Below are 15,518 nucleotides of genomic sequence, written 5' to 3'. Positions count from 1 at the left end.
GGCTCAAACCACTTCGTTCAGCAGCGCCTGCTTGTAGTTCGCGATCCACAGATTGCGTCGGCGGCAACTACGCTCGGCGTGATAGATGTGGGCCAGTTCGGCATAGGACCCGTCAAAGTCCTCGTTCACCAGCACATAGTCGAACTCGTCGCAGTGCTCGATCTCGCCCTTGGCATTGCCCACGCGGCGCTCGATCACCTCTTCAGAGTCCTGCGAGCGGGTCACCAGACGACGGCGCAGCTCTTCCAGTGACGGCGGCAGGATGAAGACGCGAACCGCATCGCCGGGGCATTTCTCGGCCACGTCACGCGCGCCCTGCCAGTCGATGTCGAACAGAACGTCACGGCCCTCGGCCAGCGCACGCTCCACCGGCGCGCGCGGGGTGCCGTACAGATTGCCGTGCACATCGGCCCACTCAAGGAAGGCATCTGCGTCGATCAGACGCTGGAACTCCTCACGCGAGACGAAATTATAGTCGCGGCCATCGACCTCGCCCGGGCGAATGCCGCGCGTGGTCATCGAAATCGACAGCTCCAGATTCTTGTGGTCGGCCATCAGGCGGCGGCACAAGCTGGTCTTTCCTGCGCCCGAAGGGCTGGCGACAATAAGAAGGACGCCTCGGCGGGGGCTGCGTGCGCTCGACATGAACTGGCTTTCAACGACTCGTGGAAGCAAGGGTGCATAAAACTGACGGACAGCACCTGCAAGGCGGCGGGTCCTAAAACCTTACAGGCTTTAGTCCTAAACCGCCCTATTCGATGTTTTGGACCTGTTCGCGTAGCTGTTCGATCACAGCTTTCAGCTCCAGACCGACTGCGGTCAGTTCCGTAGTCGCCGATTTGGAACACAGGGTGTTCGCCTCGCGCATGAACTCCTGCATCAGGAAATCCAGCTTGCGACCCGCAGGCGGCTGTGCCAGCAGCGCGCGCGCCGAGGCCACGTGGGCGGCCAGACGGTCCAGTTCCTCACGCACATCGGCCTTGGCGGCCAAGGCAGCGGCTTCAAGGAAGATGCGCTCCGACAGGTCCGGCGCATCGGGGGCCAGTTCGGTCATGCGACGGGTAAAACGGTCGCGGATGACTTCGACCTGTGCGCCCGCCTCGGCTTCGGCACGGGCGACCAGACCTTCGATGTGGGAGACGAATTCACTGACGACGGGCATCAGCTGTGCGCCCTCGTGCTGGCGCGCCTCTAACAGACCATCCAGAGCCTGTTCAATGGTGGCGGCCATGGCGGTCTCGACCTCGGCGCGCTGATCGGTGTCTTCGCCCTCCTCGGCGACCTCGATCACGCCGCGCAGCGCCAACAGACCGTCTGCCGTCGGGGCCGCAGCCCCTTGTGCCATCAACTGTTGGGCCAGCGCCGTATAGCGGTCCAGCGCCTCCTGATTGATGCGGACCAGAGCGTCACCCGCCGTTTCCTTGCGGGCTTGCACGCCAACCGACACCTGACCGCGCTGGAACCGCGCCTGCGATGCGGCCTTGGCCAGTCGCTCCAGCGAGTCAAAGCCGTTGGGGCCGCGAAAGCGGGTCTCCAGCGAGCGCCCGTTGACCGAGCGTGCCTCGACCGACCACGTCCAGCCATGCAGAGCACCGTCTGCACGGCCAAAGCCGGTCATGCCCGACAGCGGGCCCTTGTTTAGTCCGGTCTTGCTCATTGGGGCGCTTGCTCCGGCACGCGGATGATCTGGGCACCGGCGGGGATCTGGTCCGGCGTCAGCACGCGCGGCCCCTCGTTCATCACCGACTCGGGCATGTCTTCGACCGACTCGCCACGCGCAATAGCGGCGCGGCGGCGCTCGATATCGCGCCAGCGGGCGACGTTCAGAAGATGCTCCTGATAGGTGCGGGCAAAGACGTGACCGCCCGTGCCGTCAGCCACAAAGAACAGATAGTCCGAACGCGGCGGGTTCAGCACGGCCTTGATCGCCTCCTCACCGGGGTTGGCGATCGGGGTCGGCGGCAGCCCCGTGAAGGTATAGGTGTTCCACGGCGTCGGCGTGCGGATTTCCGACACGCGCAGACCACGACCCAACGGGCGGCCCTTGGTGATGCCGTAAACAATGGTCGGGTCGCTATCGAGGCGCATGCCCATGCGGATGCGGTTGCTGAACACAGCGGCCACCTGCGGGCGCTCTGCCCCCACGGCGGTTTCCTTCTCGACGATAGAAGCCAGAATGACGGCCTCCTTGGGCGTGCGAACCACAGTGTTCGGGCCACGCTGCGCCCACAGGGCCTCAAGCTTGGTGTTGGCGGCGCGCTGCATACGGTCGATCACCGCCTGACGGGTTTCGCCGCGCGACACCTCGTAGGTGTCGGGCCATAGGCTACCCTCTTCGGGGATGCCTTCGATCTCGCCCGTCAACACCGGCTGGCGCATCAGGATGTCCACCGCCTGCGCCGAGGACCAGCCCTCGGGGATGGTGACATAGTGGCGAACGCCCTTCCCTTCGACCAACAGGTTCACCACCGTGGCCAGAGAAGCGCCGGACGGCACCTCGTATTCGCCGGCACGGATGCGGCGGTCGGCCCCCGTCAAGCTGATGGCCGCGCGGAACAGATCAGTCGAGCGGATTACGCCCGCCTGTTTCAGATTGGCAGCGATGGCGGGTACGCCCGCGCCGGACGGCAGGGTGACGATGGTGGACTGTGCCTCGCCCTGCGCCTTTGGCCCCGGCCCCCAATAGATGGCCCATACGGCGATCAGGGCGGCCATTAGAAATAATCCCAACGTGCCGCCCGCCGTCAGCAGGCCGATACCAAGGCTCGAACGGGACCCTTTCGGGCCCTTGCCGCGAGGCGGTGACTTTTTCGTCGTCGGACGGCGCGCCGGAGCCTTGACCAAGTTAGTTGACCTTCTTGAAGATCACAGCGGCATTGGTGCCGCCAAAGCCGAAGGAGTTGGACATGGCCACATCCACCTTCTTGGCCTTGCCCTTGTGCGGGACCAGATCAATCGGCGTTTCCATCTCCGGATCATCCAGATTGATGGTCGGCGGGACCATCTGGTCGCGAATGGCCAAAACCGAGAACACCGCCTCGATAGCGCCCGCAGCGCCCAGCAGGTGACCCGTCATCGACTTGGTCGAGGACACAGCGAGGTTCTGGGCGTGATCGCCGACCAGACGCTCGATGGCCTTCAGTTCGATCCAGTCAGCCATGGTCGAGGTGCCGTGGGCATTGACGTAGTCGAGGTCCGAGGGCTCCAGCCCTGCACGCTTCAGCGCCGCCTTCATGGCGCGCTGGCCACCGTCACCGTCTTCCGACGGGGCGGTAATGTGGTAGGCGTCGCCGCTCATGCCATAGCCGACGACTTCGGCGTAGATCTTGGCACCGCGAGCGACAGCGTGCTCGTACTCTTCCAGAACCATAATGCCCGCGCCCTCACCCATGATGAAGCCGGCATGGCCACGGTCATAGGGACGCGAAGCCTTTTCAGGCGTGTCGTTATAGGCGGTGCAAAGCGCCTTGCAGGCCAGGAAGCCTGCAATGCCGATCGGCACGATGGAGCTTTCGGCACCACCGGCCACCATCACATCGGCATCGCCCAGCGCGATCATACGGGCCGCATCGCCAATGGCGTGGGCACCGGTGGCGCAGGCGGTCACCACCGAGTGGTTCGGGCCTTTCAGACCGTGACGGATCGAAATCTGGCCGGACGCCAGATTGATCAGAGCCGAGGGGATAAAGAACGGGCTGACGCGGCGCGGGCCCTGCTCTTTCAGGATGATGGCGGTGTCGGCAATCGGGCCAAGGCCGCCGATGCCTGCCCCGACCATGACGCCGGTGGCTTCCTTGTCTTCTTCGCTTTCCGGCTTCCAGTTGGCATCGGCCAGCGCTTCGTCGGCTGCGGCCATAGCGAAGACGATAAAGTCATCGACGCGCTTGCGCTCTTTGGGAGACAGCACCTTGTCGAAATCGAACACGCCCGGCTGATCGGGCGCACCGCCGCCACGACCATCGACCGAAGGCACTTCGCCCGCGATGGTGCAGCCATAGCCTTCGGTGTCGAAGGTGGTGATCGGACGGATGCCGGATTGACCGTCCAGCAGATTCTTCCAGACGTGCTCGACGCCAGTGCCCAGCGGAGTGACAAGGCCGAGGCCCGTGATAACGACGCGGCGCATGGTTCGCGCTCCTTAGTTCAGACAGTGCAACGGCTGTAAAAGCCTGTCAGTCGCCCTACCGGCGCCCGACCCAAATGAATCAGCCTGAGTGCTGAATCAGCTCCAGAAACACTAATGGCCGCCGGACGGTCCCGCTAGGGGTCCGTCACGGCGGCCATGAGCTTGAAGTCTGCGACGAAACGCAGGGGCCTGATTAGGCGCCCAGCTTCTCGTTGATGAACTTCACGGCGTCGCCGACGGTTTGGATGTGCTCAGCAGCATCGTCCGGGATTTCGACGTCGAATTCTTCTTCGAAGGCCATGACCAGCTCGACGGTGTCGAGCGAGTCAGCGCCCAGGTCGTCGATGAAGGAAGCCTTTTCGGTGACCTTGTCCGGGTCGGCGTCCAGTTGTTCGATGACGATCTTGCGGACGCGTTCGAGGGTATCGGACATGAGTGTCTCTCTTGCCTGTTTCGTTGTCGCCGTGATGGCGGGGTTGGGTTATCGCCGTGTCACGGCAGCCTTGGTGAGGCAAGTCCTGAAGGACTCACAACACCGCGAGCGTTTCCGCCCTTTAGCACAGCCTCAGGGTTTGGAAACAGTTTGTTGCGGGCCGTGATCTGAAAGTGATCGGGCCCGCAGGGGGTTAGATCATCGCCATACCGCCGTTGACGTGCAGGGTTTGACCCGTGACGTAGGCGGCTTCATTCGACGAAAGATAGACGGCAGCGGCGGCGATTTCATCGCCCGTGCCCAGACGGCCCGCCGGAATACGGCCCAGAATGGCGTCGCGCTGCTGGTCGTTCAGCACATCGGTCATCGGCGAGGCGATAAAGCCCGGCGCGATGCAGTTCACGGTGATGCCGCGCGAGCCGACTTCCTGCGCCAGCGACTTGGAGAAGCCGATCATGCCGGCCTTGGAGGCCGAATAGTTGGTCTGGCCGGGGTTGCCGGTCACGCCGACCACCGAGGTCACGCCGATGATGCGGCCCGAACGGCGCTTCATCATGCCTTTGACCGCCGCGCGGGTCAGGCGGAAGTAGGATTCAAGGTTGATCTGGATGACCGACTGGAAGTCTTCATCCTTCATACGCATCAGCAGGCCATCCTTGGTGATGCCCGCATTGGCCACCAGAATGTCCAGCGGGTTGCCTGCGGCTTCCTCGGCAGCGGCCACCAGACCGTCGACCGATTCCGGCGACGACAGATTGGCCACCGCATAGAAGGCGCGCTCGCCCAATTCGGCCTGCAGTTCGGCCAGAACGGCCTCGCGGGTGCCCGACAGCACAACATTTGCACCTTGTGCGTGCAGGGCCCGTGCAATCGCGCCGCCAATGCCGCCGGTCGCGCCGGTTACCAGTGCTGTCTTGCCTTCGAGGTTGAACATCTCGGTCTGCTCCGCCAAATCTTTGCGCTGGTCCTATCTGAACCTGGCTCGCTTCGCCAGAGGAAGGTGCCGCAACGGAAGGTTTCAATGGTCGCAGAACATCCCAATTTCAACCGCCGCCACCTTCTGTTGGGGGCTGGAGCGCTGACGCTACCCTTTTCCATGAGCGCGTGCCAAAGCGCTGGAAATGCAGGACTTTCTGCTGTTCGCGGCATAGACCGCCTGCCGATGACGCAGGACGTTCTGAACCGTTTTGTGTCGCAAAGCCGCCTGCCCGGCTTGTGCGTCGGGGTCCAACTTCCCGAAGGTGGGCAAGCCTTTGTTCAGGCTGGAACGCTCGATTTTGGCAGCTTCACCAGGGTGGATCGGGACACGATTTTCCGAATCTATTCGATGACCAAGCTGATTACGGGGGCTGCCGCCGCGATTTTGATCGAGGAAGGCAAGATCAGCCTCGACCAGCCGGTCGCCGAAATCATCCCCGAGTTTGCCGAGCTGAAGGTCGCCCGCAATCCGGCGCGCAACCTGAATGCCCGTCCGGCGCAAAAAACCATGACCATCCGCCACCTGCTGACGCATACGGCGGGCTTCACCTATGCCCACACCGGCAATAATGCGGTCCAGCGCGCCTATGCCAGCAATGGCATCTTCATGGCCACCAGCGCCAGCGGTCGCGACCAGCCGGAAACCTATGACGAACTGATCAAGCGTCTGGCCGACATCCCGCTGATGTTCGAGCCGGGCACGCGCTATGAGTACGGCATCTCCATCGACGTGCTGGCTGTGGTGATCGAGCGTGCGTCCGGCATGGCCTATGCCGACTTTGTCCAGCGCCGCATCCTGAACCCGCTGGATATGTCCGACACCGTCTGGCGCCTGCGCGACGGCGATGCCGAGCGTCTGGCCGCCATCTACAACTATGGCACCAATGGCCGTGGCCCCCGACAGGCTGTGGCCGCAGCCTCTGCGGAGGCTCTTTCGCGCCCAGTGCCTCTGCCGTTCGCCGGTTCCGGTCTGCTGTCCACGGCGGCGGACTATCTGGACTTCCTCGCCATGCTGCTGAACGACGGGGCTTTGGGCCGTCGCCGCATCATGACGCCGGAAACGGCCCAGCTGATGCGTTCGGATATTCTCGACAGCGAGATCGAAGCCGCCAGCGGCGGTCACGGTTTCGGCGGCTGGGTCGCCCGCGAGGGCCACAAGCGCGCCGGAGAGTTCGGCTGGAGCGGCACGGCCTCGACGCAGGCGTGGATCGACCCCGCCCACAACTTCGCCGCCGTCCTGATGATGCAGGCCCTGCCCTATCGCTCGGTCAATGTGTTGAGCGAACTTCGTCCGGCCATCGATGCCGATCTGGGCATCAACCGCTAAGATAAAAGGGCGGGAGATCAGCTCTCCCGCCCTTTCATATCGTCTTGCCTCGATCGCTTAGAGCGACTTGGCGAAAGCTTCCAAATCTTCCGGCGTGTTGAGGGCCAGAGCCTCGGCGTCGGCGGCGATGCGCTTGGCCATGCCGGTCAGAACCTTGCCCGAGCCGACTTCGACGAAGCGGGTCACGCCGCCCTCGGTCGCCATCCACTCCATGCTCTCGCGCCAGCGGACGCGGCCCGTGACCTGCTCGACCAGCAGGCGGCGGATGGTTTCAGGATCGGTTTCCGGACGGGCGGTCACGTTGGCGACCACCGAGGCCGAAGGTGCCACGATCTTAGNNGATCTTGGCGTCTGCCAGAGCAGCAGCCATTTCCTCGGCAGCCGGAGCCATCAGCGGGCAGTGGAACGGGGCGGACACGTTCAGCGGAATGGCGCGCGCGCCCAATTCCTTGGCCTTTTCGATAGCCAGATCGACCGCAGCCTTGTCGCCCGAGATGACGACATTGCCCTTGTTGTTATCGTTGGCGACCACACAGACGCCCGCTGCGCTGCCGGCCTTGGCGGCTTCTTCGGCCAGCGCCAGATCGGTTTTGGGGCCAATCAGCGAAGCCATCGCGCCCTTACCCACCGGCACGGCGCGCTGCATGGCCTGACCGCGCAGTTTCAGCAGGCGCGCCGTATCGGCCAGCGAAATCGAACCCGCAGCCGCCAGCGCCGAATATTCGCCCAGCGAGTGGCCGGCCACGAAGGCGGCGCTGGACACGTCGAGGCCGAACTCTGCCTTCAGGGCGCGGGCCGTAGCGACCGACACAGCCATCAGCGCGGGCTGGGCGTTCTCGGTCAGGGTCAGGTCGCCTTCCGGACCATCCTTCATCAGGGCCGACAGCTTCTGGTTCAGGGCGTCGTCAACTTCGGCAAAGACTTCGCGTGCGCTGGCAAAGGCTTCGGCCAGGGCCACGCCCATGCCGACCGACTGGCTGCCCTGTCCGGGGAAAAGAAGCGCGAGGCTCATCAGCGTTTCGTCCGTTTATCTCGTTGAACTCAAGCCGCGAGGGGTAGGCCAAAGCCTCCCCTGCGGCAAGAGAAACGAGCCGGATCAGTCTTTGATTTCGGCGGTACAGGGGCGGTTATCAGGCCCCTGCTCGCCGTCACAACGACGCAGCGCCAGCAGACTTTCCGTGCTTTCTATCAAGCGATTGCGCCCGTCATCGCCCTTAGTCAGGGTGAAGGCATCATAGAGACGCCCCGTCGCCGTATAGGCGCGGAACTCCAGTTTGCCTTCCTCGACATCGATCAACTGGTACAGCTCGGTGTTTTCGGCTGCGCGTACCGGCTGGGTGTCTGCACGGTCATTGAGGCCGTACATTTTGGAGCCGGTAACCGACACCACATAGACGGGTCCTTGCGGCAGACCCGCGTCGCTGTTGGCGCGCGATGCCTCGGCACCGTCCGGATGGGACACGCGACCATAGCAGTGGTCATGGCCTTGCAGCACCAAATCGATATTGCGGGCGTCGAAGATCGGCTTCCATGCCGCCTTCAGCACTTCGGTGTCGTCCGGACGGGCACAGGTGTAGATGGGCTGATGGAACACGGCGATGTTCCACTTGGCCGGACTGGTCGCCAAGGCGTTGTCCAGCCACGCGGTCTGGCTTTCAGATGCGCCCAGATCGATAGCCGCCGTGCCATCCAGAACGATAAAGCGCACGCCCTGATAGTCGACGAAATAGGTGGTGTCCTTGGCCTTTTCGGCACCGTTGTCCGGCAGGGCGAACTGGCGCGACCAGTGCGGGCCCAGAAGACGGGATTCCTCGCCATCCGGCAGAATGTGGTCGACGTATTCGTGGTTACCCGGAGCGGGTATCTGCGGGGTCATGGAAAAGGCGCGGCCACCCGCCTCGGTCCACTCGCCCCACTCGTCGTCATGGACCTTGACCTCGCGCTGGGCGACCAGATCACCGGCATGCAGCACGAGGGCGGCGGGACCGGCCTCTTTCAGTGCCGAACGGATCACGCGCGAGCCAATCTCCAAAATGTCGTTCTGGGTGTCGCCCAGATAAACAAAGCGGAACGGCGCGAAGCCTTCCTTGGCCGTGCGGAACGGGATCCATTCGCTCCAGCTGTCAGCGGCTTTCACGCGATAGACATACCGTGTGTCGGGCTTCAGATCATTGAAGCGGGCCTGATGATAGTTGGCCGCACCATTTTCGTTCGCGATCGCGTGGGTGGTGCCCTGTACAGTAACGGCGGCAAAGTCCAGCAGAGGGCCGTCAATTTCTTCGGCAATCTGGGCCTCGGCCGTGGTCTGTTCGGTGTTGGTGCGCCATGCGACGGCGGCACCGCGGGCCGCGTCGGCGGCGGGCGTCAGGACAATACGGTCAGCCCATCCCTTGGCGGCAAACCGGCCGTTAGGGGCGTGCAGTGGCGGCGGCAGAGGATCGGGGTCCGGCGGAGACACGATTTGCGAAGCGGCCGGTGTGGAGGCCAGCAAGGCTGCGATAGCTGCCAGAGCCAATGCGGATTTCATCTTCAGTGTCCTGACGAGAAAGGAATCCGTGCTGATTAGAGAAGGTTTGCGACGACCGAACGTGAGTTTTGCGACAGCTCCTGCCCGCTTTGCGGACAGCAGCATGACAAATAGGCCGACTACTGAAAAAGCTTGCCGATCTGGGCGCTGATTTCATTGATGGCCAGCGAGGCGAACAGGATGGTCGCCGCGGTCAGCATCAGGTTCGACAGCCAGCCACTGCGCCATTCCTTCGGCACGCGGTCCGAGTTCAGCAGCCACAGCAGCGTGCCCGCGAGGAACGGCATGAACAGGCTGCCCAGCACGCCATAGGCCACGATCAGGCCGAACGGACGGTCCATGAACAGCAGCGCCATCGGCGGAAACGTCAGCCACAGCGCGAAGAAACGGAACGACCACGTCTTTTGCGTGACGGCCATGGATACCTTTTCCTTGCCGCGCACGTGGGTGATGAAGTCCGAGAACATCAGGCTGACGCCATTCCACACGCCCAGCAGGGACGAGAAGCTGGTGGCCCAGAAGCCGACAAGGAACATGGTCGCCACGAACGGGCTGAAACGATCACGCAGGACGCCCGACAAGTCCAGCAGACCGCGATCACCTCCCTGAAGCGCAATGCCAGCAGAATACAGCAGCTCTGCGCCCACGATCAGCATAGCAATCACGAATACGCCGGTGACGATATAGCCGACCTGATTATCCAGACGCATCACCTTGATCCACGACGGACCGTGCCAGCCCTTGGCATTCAGCCAATAGCCGTAGGCCGCCATCGTAATCGTGCCGCCGACGCCACCGATCAGGCCCAGCGTATAGAAGACCGAACCTTGCGGCAGGGTCGGCCACAGGCCGGTCAACAGGTTTGGAATGTTCGGAGCCACGATAATGGCCAGGCCGATCACGGTGACAAACATCACCCCGACCGCAAAGGTCATCACCTTTTCAAACAGGCCGTAGCCGCCGAACCAGACAAAGATCAGGCCCGCAATACCGGCCAGCATGCCCCATGTTTTCAGGTCCAGAACCGGAAACAGGGCTGCCATGGGCAGTGCGGTCGAGGTCATGGCCGCCGCACCGTACACAAAGCCCCAGATCACGACATAGATGCCGAAATAAAGGCCTGCCCAGTTGATACGCGAGCCGAAGAAGCCCTTGCCCAGCGAGCTCCAGCCCTCAAAGATCGTCTTCTCGCCAGCCAGCGTATAGCGACCGGTCGCCTCCGCCAGCGCAATCTTCAGAATGGTGCCCACAATGGCCGCCCACAGCAGGGCATAGCCGAATTTGGACCCCGCAATCAGAGTGGCGACAAGGTCCCCTGCCCCCACGCCCGTGGCCGCAACCACAATCCCCGGCCCGATCAGGGACCATTTATTCTTGGGTATATGATCATCCCCGCCGTCGATGACGGCAGATTTGTCTGGCTGTAGATCGGACATTCGTGGGGGCTCCGTCCCTGTACTTATACTTTGGCCTTTTTGCTGACACGGTTTGTGGCTGCCGCCAATGTTAACCTGAAGCCGTTCTCACCTTTGTGAGGACAAACCCGCGGTCACCGACAGGGCCAAATTAGGCTGAAATGCCGATCAACCTTGCCCTTTGGGCGCTTTTCCACTATAGGCCCCACCTTTCCAGGGTTTCGGTCCTGTTGTGGAGTGTCAAAGGGTCGGGAAACTCCCGTCCGCCACTGCAGGAGCCATCGTAGGCGAACTACCCGGTTCGTGTGCGCCGATGCCCGCCAAGGGAGAACACCGCATGGCTCTATATGAGCACACGGTCATGACGCGCCAAGACATCTCGGCGCAACAGGCCGAAGCGCTGAACGACACCATCAAGGCTCTGATCGAAGAAAACGGCGGCTCGGTCGCCAAGATCGAGTACTGGGGTCTGCGCAACCTGACCTACCGCGTGAAGAAGAACCGCAAGGCTCACTACTCGCTGCTCGCCATCGATGCACCGGCTGCTGCTATGGCAGAAGTCGAGCGTCAGCTGTCGATCAACGAAGACGTGCTGCGTTGGCTGACCATCCGCGTCGAAGAGCTCGACCTGGAACTGTCGCCGCTGCTGGCTCGCCGCGAACGCGAACGCGATCGCAGCAGCAACCGCAACGAAGACGCTGCGGCTTCGGAATAAGGAACGGATAGATGACCGATACCACTGCTCCGATCCCGGGCGCTCCGGCTGGCTCCGGCCCGGCCCGTCGTCCGTTCTACCGTCGTCGTAAGGTTTGCCCGTTCTCGGGTGCCAACGCGCCGAAGATCGACTACAAAGACGTGAAGCTGCTGCAGCGTTACGTTTCCGAACGCGGCAAGATCGTGCCTTCGCGCATCACCGCCGTTTCCGCCAAGAAGCAACGCGAACTGGCCAAGGCCATCAAGCGCGCTCGCTACCTGGCTCTGCTGCCGTACGTGGTGAAGTAAGATGAAGGTCGTTCTGCTGGAACGCGTCGATAACCTCGGCGCCATCGGCGACGTCGTCACTGTTAAGGACGGCTTCGCTCGTAACTTCCTTCTGCCGCGCGACAAAGCTCGCCGCGCCACGGAAGCCAACCTGAAGGCCTTCGAAATCGAGCGTGCTGCTATTGAAGCCCGCAACGAGAAGAACAAGGCTGACGCTCAGGTCATCGCCGACAAGATCGACGGTCAGACCTACGTCATGATCCGTCAAGCTGGCGAAACCGGCCAACTGTACGGTTCGGTCGCAGGCCGCGACGTCGCTGAAGCCATCCGTGCTGAAGGCGGCAAGGTCGAGCGCTCGCAAGTCGTGCTCAACACCGCGATCAAGACCTTGGGCGTTCACGAAGTGCTGGTTCGCCTGCACGGTGAAGTCTCGGCTACGGTCAAGATCAACATTGCTCGTTCGGCTGATGAAGCTGAACGCCAAGCCAAGGGCGAAGACGTCATTCGCTCGCAGTTCGACGACGAGCGTGCAGCAGCTGAAGAAGCCGCTCAAGAGCTCATCGAAGGCGGCGCTGGCCAGCAAGAAGGTTTCGGCGAAGAAGCCTAAGCTTCCTCTTCGGACTTTTAAGGAAAAGGGCATCTGCGTTGGCAGGTGCCCTTTTTCTTTGCGCCTCGCCGTTTGTCGGACGAGATGCCCTCTAAACGCGCATCGGAACGAGCAATGCCGCGTTTAACGCACGCAAGGCTGATTATTGCGCAGCCGCCGGTCAAACCGGCGATATTTGGAATTTAGTTTTTCTTCACCTTAGTTCAGATAATCTCGATATCGCTTCAGAATAAAGCACCGCAATGTGGCGGTTCAGTCTGTGGCGAGGCCCCCGAAGCGGGTGTCGCCATGAGCCTTCTGGCCGGACGCCTGCTTTTCATCCCGATCAAGCATGGCCCGACCAAGGGGCGCGTGCTTGTGGGGAACAAATGCTTGAACAGAACCTAGCGTCAGACCTGTCGCCTGTGGGCCCGGGCTGTTGTGGGTGTCTACGCGTCTAAGCGCACCGTCTCCGAAATCCGTGTGTTGCCCGCCTGTGCGCTTCTGGCCGCAGGTGCGTCCGGCCCCCAGCCTGCTTTGAACAGCGCGAGGGCCCCTATCGAGAAAGTCCTCCTCCTATGATCCGAACGCTCGCCTACCGAACCGCCCTCTTCGCCGCCGCCTCAGGCTCGGTCTTGCTGATCGCCGGTGCCGCTCAGGCGCAGACGCAAGACCAGACCACCGCCGTCGACGACATCGTCGTCACCGGCACCCGCGTGGCCAACCGTTCGCGGCTCGACACCGTCGCTCCGGTCGACGTGGTCACCGCAGAAACTCTGGAACAGCGGGGCTCGACGGAACTGGCCGCCCAGCTGGCGGCATCGGTTCCGGCCCTGAATTTCCCGCGCCCGTCGGCCACCGATGGTACAGACTCCATCCGTCCGGCCACCCTGCGCGGTCAGGGTCCGGACCAGACGCTGGTGCTGGTGAATGGCGTGCGCCGCCACCAGACCGCTCTGGTCAACGTGAACGGCTCGGTGGGCCGTGGCTCGTCGGCAGTGGATCTGAACGCCATCCCGTCCTCGGCAGTGGAACGCATCGAGGTCCTGCGTGATGGCGCGGCCGCCCAATACGGCTCGGACGCTATTGCCGGTGTGCTGAACCTGCGCCTGCGCGAAGCCCGCGAAGGCGGCGGTGCCACGGTGACCTTCGGCCAGTACAACACCTCTTTCGACGGTTATTACGGTCGCAGCGAGGACATCCGCGATGGTGACACCCTGACCGTTTCGGGTTGGCAGGGCTTTGCGCTAGGCGAGGAAGGCTTCCTGACCGCCTCGGTGGAATACCGCGACCGCGAGCGCACCAATCGTTCGGACTACCATCCGACGCTGGGTCGCATTACCGGCTCGCAAGGCGATGCCCAGACCGAAGACCTGAGCATCTATCTGAATGCTGGTGTGCCTCTGGCCAACGGCTGGGAAGCCTATGGCTGGGCCGGTTATCAACAGCGCGACGGCTCGGCAGCCGCCTTTTATCGTACCCCGACCGACGACACCCAAAACCCCGACTACGGCTCGGGTCGCAAATATCCGAACGGCTACCTGCCCTTCATCCTGACCGATACGACGGACTGGACCGCCGCCGGTGGCGTGCGCGGCAATCTGGGTGAATGGGGCGTGGACATCAATCTGGGCTACGGCTCGAACAAGATCGAGTTCGGTGCCGAGAACACCATGAACCCGACCTATGGCATTGATAGCCCAACCAGCTTCTACGCCGGTTCCCTGGAATACGGCCAGCTGGTACTGGGTATCGACGCCAGTCGCGAATACGATCTGGGCTGGCACGGCCCGCTGAACGTTGCTGTCGGTCTGGAAGCCCGCAACGAGACCTATAAGATCGGTGCCGGCGAAGAGGCCTCCTATGCCCGTGGTCCGGTCCTGACCGCAGGCGGCAGCACCCTCACCTTCGGCTCGCGCGGCTTCACCGGTTTTACGCCCAACAACGAAGTCGACGAAGACCGCAACAATGTCGGCGTCTATGTGGATCTGGAAGGCGAAGTTGTCGAAGGCCTGACCCTGTCGGGTGCCGTGCGATACGAGAACTATTCGGACTTTGGCGACAACGTCTCGGGCAAGATTGCTGCCCGCTACGACTTCACGCCGAACTTCGCCATCCGCGGCGCGGTCTCGACCGGCTTCCGCGCGCCGAGCCTGCAACAGCAGTACTATACCCAGACCTCCATCCTCTACATCTCGAACGTCCCGTATGAGACCGGCACCTATCCGTCGGTCAGCGAGGCGGGCCTGGCTCTGGGCGGCACGCCCCTGGAGGCGGAAGAGTCGGTCAACTACTCGCTGGGCTTTGTGGTGCGTAACGGTCCTTTCGAACTGACCGCAGACGCCTATCGCATCGACATCAATGACCGCATCATTCTGTCCGAAACCCTGACGGGCAGCGCCACGGCCGATCCGGGCACCAATGAGCGGGCCATCTACGACCTACTGGTCCCCTATGGCGCAACGGCCGCGCGCTTCTTCATCAACGGCGTCGATACCGAAACCACAGGTCTGGACGTCGTCGCGCGCTATCGTGCCGATGTGGCCGACGGGCACCGCCTCGATTTCACTCTGGCTGGTAACGTCAACGACTTTGAGATCACCAAGACGCCGGCAACCCGCTCGGGCATTCTGCCCAATCCGCAGACCCTGTTCGGTCGTCAGGCCACCTATCGCTTCGAGGAAGGCACCCCGCCCTGGAAGGTCGTCTTCCAGACCGACTGGGACGCGCAAAAGCTGGGCGGCACCTTCCGCCTGACAGGATATGGCGACGTTCTTTCGGCTGGCGCGACCGAGGCCACCGACCTGCAACTGGGCGATGCGCTGATCGCGGATGTCGAGGCCCGCTACAGCTTCACCGACCGCGTCACCCTGGCGGTGGGTGCAGACAATGTGTTCGACCAGTATCCGCGCCAAAGCCTGCCGGCCAACAACACCTCGGGGGCCTTCCCGTGGTCGAACTTCTCGCCGTACGGCTTCAACGGCCGATATGTGTATGGTCGCCTCAGCGTACGCTGGTAAGTCGCAGCCCGAGATCTAGTGCGTAACATAAGGGCGGTCCGCAAGTCGGGCCGCCCTTTTCCATGCCCGCTATTGTTCAGCTTGCATTCAGGCCGTGGACCTTACGGCAGACAACTGACACTATA

Annotated in this window: 13 protein-coding genes and 1 pseudogene; 5 read left to right on the top strand and 9 right to left on the bottom strand. The window is 62.7% G+C overall.

The features are described 5' to 3' along the window. Positions 1-3: 3 nt before the first annotated feature. The 6 genes from gmk to fabG form a co-directional block, all read right to left on the bottom strand. Positions 4-645: a guanylate kinase gene (gene gmk, locus B3B04_RS08120; RefSeq protein WP_292041760.1), complete on the bottom strand. Its 642-nt coding sequence runs from the start codon at positions 643-645 to the stop codon at positions 4-6. 106 nt (positions 646-751) lie between these two features. Next, the gene (locus B3B04_RS08115; protein ID WP_292041759.1) at positions 752-1,657 is read right to left on the bottom strand and encodes a YicC/YloC family endoribonuclease; all 906 of its coding nucleotides are present in this window, start codon (positions 1,655-1,657) and stop codon (positions 752-754) included. Then, positions 1,654-2,844, bottom strand: coding sequence for an endolytic transglycosylase MltG (gene mltG / locus B3B04_RS08110; protein ID WP_409516040.1), 1,191 nt, complete (start codon positions 2,842-2,844; stop codon positions 1,654-1,656). The genes B3B04_RS08115 and mltG overlap by 4 nt, the downstream gene beginning before the upstream one ends. Before the next feature lies 1 nt (position 2,845). After that, the gene (gene fabF / locus B3B04_RS08105; protein WP_292041757.1) at positions 2,846-4,126 is read right to left on the bottom strand and encodes a beta-ketoacyl-ACP synthase II; all 1,281 of its coding nucleotides are present in this window, start codon (positions 4,124-4,126) and stop codon (positions 2,846-2,848) included. A gap of 193 nt (positions 4,127-4,319) precedes the next feature. Further along, a complete protein-coding gene (locus tag B3B04_RS08100; RefSeq protein ID WP_292041756.1) occupies positions 4,320-4,559 on the bottom strand; it encodes an acyl carrier protein in 240 nt (79 codons plus the stop codon). Positions 4,560-4,752: 193 nt separating this feature from the next. Further along, positions 4,753-5,493, bottom strand: a complete 741-nt coding sequence (fabG, locus tag B3B04_RS08095; RefSeq protein ID WP_292041818.1) for a 3-oxoacyl-[acyl-carrier-protein] reductase — start codon at positions 5,491-5,493, stop codon at positions 4,753-4,755. 87 nt (positions 5,494-5,580) lie between these two features. Between fabG and B3B04_RS08090 the strand changes: the two genes are divergently transcribed. Continuing rightward, entirely contained in the window at positions 5,581-6,864 is a 1,284-nt protein-coding gene (locus B3B04_RS08090) for a serine hydrolase domain-containing protein (protein WP_292041755.1), read from the top strand. A 57-nt stretch (positions 6,865-6,921) separates the two neighbouring features. On the opposite strand, the pseudogene fabD reads toward B3B04_RS08090, so the two are convergent. From fabD to B3B04_RS08075, 3 genes and pseudogenes are all read right to left on the bottom strand, one after another. Further along, positions 6,922-7,876, bottom strand: a pseudogene (fabD, locus tag B3B04_RS08085) (ACP S-malonyltransferase). Between the two features lie 84 nt (positions 7,877-7,960). Continuing rightward, positions 7,961-9,391: a purple acid phosphatase family protein gene (locus B3B04_RS08080; protein WP_292041754.1), complete on the bottom strand. Its 1,431-nt coding sequence runs from the start codon at positions 9,389-9,391 to the stop codon at positions 7,961-7,963. Between the two features lie 119 nt (positions 9,392-9,510). Next, positions 9,511-10,827, bottom strand: coding sequence for an Nramp family divalent metal transporter (locus B3B04_RS08075; RefSeq protein WP_292041752.1), 1,317 nt, complete (start codon positions 10,825-10,827; stop codon positions 9,511-9,513). Between the two features lie 316 nt (positions 10,828-11,143). On the opposite strand from B3B04_RS08075, the gene rpsF reads away from it, so the two are divergent. From rpsF to B3B04_RS08055, 4 genes are all read left to right on the top strand, one after another. Further along, a complete protein-coding gene (rpsF, locus tag B3B04_RS08070) occupies positions 11,144-11,521 on the top strand; it encodes a 30S ribosomal protein S6 (protein WP_292041750.1) in 378 nt (125 codons plus the stop codon). Between the two features lie 11 nt (positions 11,522-11,532). Then, positions 11,533-11,808: a 30S ribosomal protein S18 gene (gene rpsR, locus B3B04_RS08065; protein WP_003167100.1), complete on the top strand. Its 276-nt coding sequence runs from the start codon at positions 11,533-11,535 to the stop codon at positions 11,806-11,808. A 1-nt stretch (position 11,809) separates the two neighbouring features. Then, entirely contained in the window at positions 11,810-12,394 is a 585-nt protein-coding gene (gene rplI, locus B3B04_RS08060) for a 50S ribosomal protein L9 (RefSeq protein ID WP_292041748.1), read from the top strand. A 557-nt stretch (positions 12,395-12,951) separates the two neighbouring features. After that, entirely contained in the window at positions 12,952-15,393 is a 2,442-nt protein-coding gene (locus tag B3B04_RS08055; RefSeq protein WP_292041747.1) for a TonB-dependent receptor plug domain-containing protein, read from the top strand. Positions 15,394-15,518: the final 125 nt, after the last annotated feature.

Origin of the sequence: Brevundimonas sp. UBA5713 (genome assembly GCF_002419815.1) — a bacterium.
Lineage (GTDB): Bacteria > Pseudomonadota > Alphaproteobacteria > Caulobacterales > Caulobacteraceae > Brevundimonas.
Note: the sequence above shows the minus strand (reverse complement) of the source record. Positions and strands in the feature narration are given on the sequence as shown.

Excerpts from the sequence above, each read along its gene's own strand:
- gmk (WP_292041760.1), bottom strand. The coding sequence starts at position 645 with ATGTCGAGCGCACGCAGCCCCCGCCGAGGCGTCCTTCTTATTGTCGCC.
- B3B04_RS08115 (WP_292041759.1), bottom strand. The coding sequence starts at position 1,657 with ATGAGCAAGACCGGACTAAACAAGGGCCCGCTGTCGGGCATGACCGGC.
- fabF (WP_292041757.1), bottom strand. The coding sequence starts at position 4,126 with ATGCGCCGCGTCGTTATCACGGGCCTCGGCCTTGTCACTCCGCTGGGC.
- B3B04_RS08100 (WP_292041756.1), bottom strand. The coding sequence starts at position 4,559 with ATGTCCGATACCCTCGAACGCGTCCGCAAGATCGTCATCGAACAACTG.
- fabG (WP_292041818.1), bottom strand. The coding sequence starts at position 5,493 with ATGTTCAACCTCGAAGGCAAGACAGCACTGGTAACCGGCGCGACCGGC.
- B3B04_RS08090 (WP_292041755.1), top strand. The coding sequence starts at position 5,581 with ATGGTCGCAGAACATCCCAATTTCAACCGCCGCCACCTTCTGTTGGGG.
- B3B04_RS08080 (WP_292041754.1), bottom strand. The coding sequence starts at position 9,391 with ATGAAATCCGCATTGGCTCTGGCAGCTATCGCAGCCTTGCTGGCCTCC.
- B3B04_RS08075 (WP_292041752.1), bottom strand. The coding sequence starts at position 10,827 with ATGTCCGATCTACAGCCAGACAAATCTGCCGTCATCGACGGCGGGGAT.
- rpsF (WP_292041750.1), top strand. The coding sequence starts at position 11,144 with ATGGCTCTATATGAGCACACGGTCATGACGCGCCAAGACATCTCGGCG.
- rpsR (WP_003167100.1), top strand. The coding sequence starts at position 11,533 with ATGACCGATACCACTGCTCCGATCCCGGGCGCTCCGGCTGGCTCCGGC.
- rplI (WP_292041748.1), top strand. The coding sequence starts at position 11,810 with ATGAAGGTCGTTCTGCTGGAACGCGTCGATAACCTCGGCGCCATCGGC.
- B3B04_RS08055 (WP_292041747.1), top strand. The coding sequence starts at position 12,952 with ATGATCCGAACGCTCGCCTACCGAACCGCCCTCTTCGCCGCCGCCTCA.